The organism is Streptomyces sp. SID14478 (assembly GCF_010548525.1).
GTDB lineage: Bacteria > Actinomycetota > Actinomycetes > Streptomycetales > Streptomycetaceae > Streptomyces.
Window position 1 is genome coordinate 1 of the sequence record NZ_JAAGMG010000613.1, and the last position, 3,311, is coordinate 3,311.

The following is a 3,311-nucleotide window of genomic DNA, read 5'->3' on the forward strand; positions in this document are numbered from 1 at the left end:
GGCGCGGCCCCGTCGGGGGCGGTGGCCGGGGTGACGAGCAGCCAGGTCCCCTGCGGGTCGGCCGGCTCCGCGGCGGGCAGTGCCGTCCATGCCGCGCGGTAGGTCACCTCATCGGCGCCGCGGGCGGGCGCGGCAGCGGAGGTGGTCCAGTAGTGCTTGCGCCGGAAGGCGTAGGTGGGCAGCGGGACGCGCCGCGCGTCGTCGGGGAAGGCGGGCTCCCAGCGCACGTCCACGCCCGCGACGTGGGCGCTCGCCACGGAGGTGAGGAACGACTCCGGGCCGGGTGCGTTGCGGCGCAGGGTGGCGACGGTCACGGCCTCGCCGGGCTCCCGCCCCTGCGCGTCGAGGGTCTCCTCGACCGTGGCGGCCAGCACCGGGTGCGGGCTGATCTCGACGAACGCGTCGTGGTGCGCGGCGGCGAGGAGGCCCACGACGTCGTGGAGGCGTACCGGCTCGCGCAGGTTGCGGTACCAGTAGGCGGCGTCCAGCTCCGCGCCCTCCATCGGGCGGCCGGTCACCGTGGAGTAGAAGGGCACCCGCGCACGGGCGGGCGTCACCTCGCCTATCGCGTCGGCGAGTTCCTCGCGCACCTGGTCCATCTGCGCGGAGTGCGAGGCGTAGTCGACGTCGATGGTCCGGGCCCGCGCACCCCGCTCGGCGCAGACGGCCACGAGGGCGTGCACGGCCTCGGGTTCACCGGAGACGACGACGGAGGCGGGGCCGTTGACCGCGGCCACCTCGATCGCGTCCCCGTACGGTGCGAGCAGGTCCCGTACGGCGCTCTCGTCGAGCGCCACGGCCGCCATCGCGCCCTGTCCGGCCACCGACCGCAGCAGCCGGCTGCGCAGCACGACGAGCCGGGCGGCGTCCTCCAGGGTGAGGATGCCCGCCACGTGCGCCGCGGCGATCTCGCCCTGCGAATGCCCCGCCACGGCGGCTGGTTCGACTCCGTACGCGCGCCAGAGCGCGGCCAGTGACACCATCACCGCGAACAGCGCGGGCTGCACGACGTCGACCCGGTCGAGCCCGGGGGCGCCGGGCTCCTGGCGCAGCACCGCGGTCACCGACCAGTCCTGCCACGGGGCCATCGCCTCGTCGCAGGCGCGGAGGGTCTCGGCGAAGACCGGCGACCACTCCAGCAGGTCGGCGCCCATGCCGGCCCACTGCGAGCCCTGGCCGGGGAAGAGGAACACGGGGGAACGCCCGCCCGATTCGACGACGCCCTTGACGCGCGCGCGGCCGTCCGCCACCTCGTCGAGGCCCCGCAGGGCCGTTTCCCTGGAGCCGGCCAGGACCACCGCGCGGTGCTCGTGCCGGGCCCGGGTCGTCGCCAACGACAGGCCCAGGTCCGGAAGTTGGGCGGCGCCGTCCGCGACGAAGGCGGACAGCCGGCGGGCCTGGGCGCGCAGCGCGTCCTCGGTCCGCGCGGAGACGACCAGCGGCACCGGCCCCTGCCGCACGGGCTCGGGAAGCGGCTCGGGCGCCTCGGGTCGCCGGGGCGTCCCGGGTTCCAGGGGCTCGGGTGCGGGGGCCTCCCCGATGACGACGTGGGCGTTGGTTCCGCTGATGCCGAACGCCGACACCGCCGCGTACCGGGGCCGCTCGCCGCGCGGCCAGTCCTGCTCCTCGGACAGCAGGGCGAGCGCGCCGGAGGACCAGTCGACGTGCGGCGAGGGCTCGTCCGCGTGCAGGGTCCTGGGCAGCCGTTCGTGCCGCAGGGCGAGCACCATCTTGAGGATGCCGACCGCGCCCGCGGCGCCCTGGGTGTGACCGATGTTCGACTTCGCCGAGCCCAGCCACAGCGGCCGTCGCGTGTCGCGGTGGCGGCCGTACGTGTCGAGCAGGGCGTTGGCCTCGATGGGGTCGCCGAGAGTGGTGCCGGTGCCGTGCGCCTCGACCGCGTCGACGTCGCCGGGCACGACGCCCGCGTTGGCCAGCGCCCGCTCGATGACCTTGCGCTGGGCCGCCCTGCTGGGTGCGGACAGGCCGTTGCTGGCGCCGTCCTGGTTGATGCCGGTGCCGTGGACGACGGCGTGCACGGTGTGTCCGTTGCGGCGCGCGTCCGAGAGGCGTTCGAGGAAGAGCACCGCGACGCCCTCGCCGAAGCCGAAGCCGTCCGCTGCCGCGCCGAACGCCTTGGAGCGGCCGTCCGGGGCGAGGGCGCGCTGGCGCGCGAAGTCGACGAAGACCTCGGGGCCCGCCATCACGGCGGCGCCGCCGACGATCGCCGCTTCGCACTCGCCGCGGCGCAGTGCGGCCACCGCCAGGTGCAGGGCCACGAGGGAGGAGGAGCAGGCGGTGTCCAGCGTGATGGCGGGCCCTTCGAGCCCGAGGGTGTACGCGATCCGGCCGGACGCCACCGACGGCGCCACTCCGGTGACCGTGTATCCCTCGGCGTCCTCGGCGGAGCCGGCGCCGTCGCCGTAGCCGTGCCGGGCCACGCCCAGGAACACGCCGGTCCCGGTGCCGCGCAGGGCGTGCGGGTCGAGGCCCGCGTTCTCGATCAGCTCCCAGCACGTCTCCAGCAGGAGGCGCTGCTGCGGATCCATCGCGGCGGCCTCGCGCGGCGATATGCCGAAGAAGGCGGCGTCGAAGTCCCCCGCGCGCTCCAGGAACGCGCCGGTGCGCACGTACGTCGTGCCGGCGTGGTCGGGGTCGGGGTGGTAGAGGCCGGCCAGGTCCCAGCCGCGGTCGTCCGGGAAGCGGGACAGCCGCTCCTCGCCCGCCGCGAGCACGTCCCAGAAGCCCTCGGGCGTGTCGATCCCGCCCGGCAGCCGGCAGGCCGTGCCGACGATCGCGATCGGGTCGGCCTCCAGCTCCTGGATGCGCTGCCGGGCCGCGCGCAGGTCAAGGGTCGCCCGACGCAGGTAGGAAGCGACCTTGTCGTTGTCGTTCGTCACCGTGTTTGTCCTTACCTCTTCGCCGTCGGCTGGCCGTTGTCGCCGAGCTCGCGCCCGAGGGCGTCCAGCAGTTCGTCGAATCCGGCCTCGGCGAGATCCGGCTCCTGGGCGGGCGGGGTGCGGAACCCGGCGTCGTTGCCGGGACCGGTCCGCAGGGCGGTGAGCACGCGGTCGAGGTGCCGCACGAGCGCGGCGCGCTGCGGCCCGGCCACGTCGGCGAGGTGCGCCTCCAGCCGGTCAAGGCCGCCGAGCGCCGCCGTGACGACGTCCTCGTCGGTGTCGGCGGCGGCCGGGAACAGCTCGGACCGCAGGTGGGCCGCCAGCGCGGCGGCGTTGGGGTGGTCGAAGATCAGGGTCGAGGGCAGGGCGAGTCCGGTGGCCCCGCTCAGGCTCTTGCGCAGGCGTACGGCG

General features: G+C 75.7%; 2 protein-coding genes. Both read right to left on the reverse strand.

All coding sequences use genetic code 11. The features are described from left to right. The coding region (locus tag G3I40_RS20205; RefSeq protein ID WP_164303546.1) for a type I polyketide synthase at positions 1-2,900 on the reverse strand (2,900 nt) is incomplete at its 3' end. Positions 2,901-2,911: 11 nt separating this feature from the next. Beyond that, on the reverse strand, positions 2,912-3,311 hold a 400-nt coding region (locus G3I40_RS20210; RefSeq protein ID WP_164303548.1), incomplete at its 5' end, for an acyl carrier protein.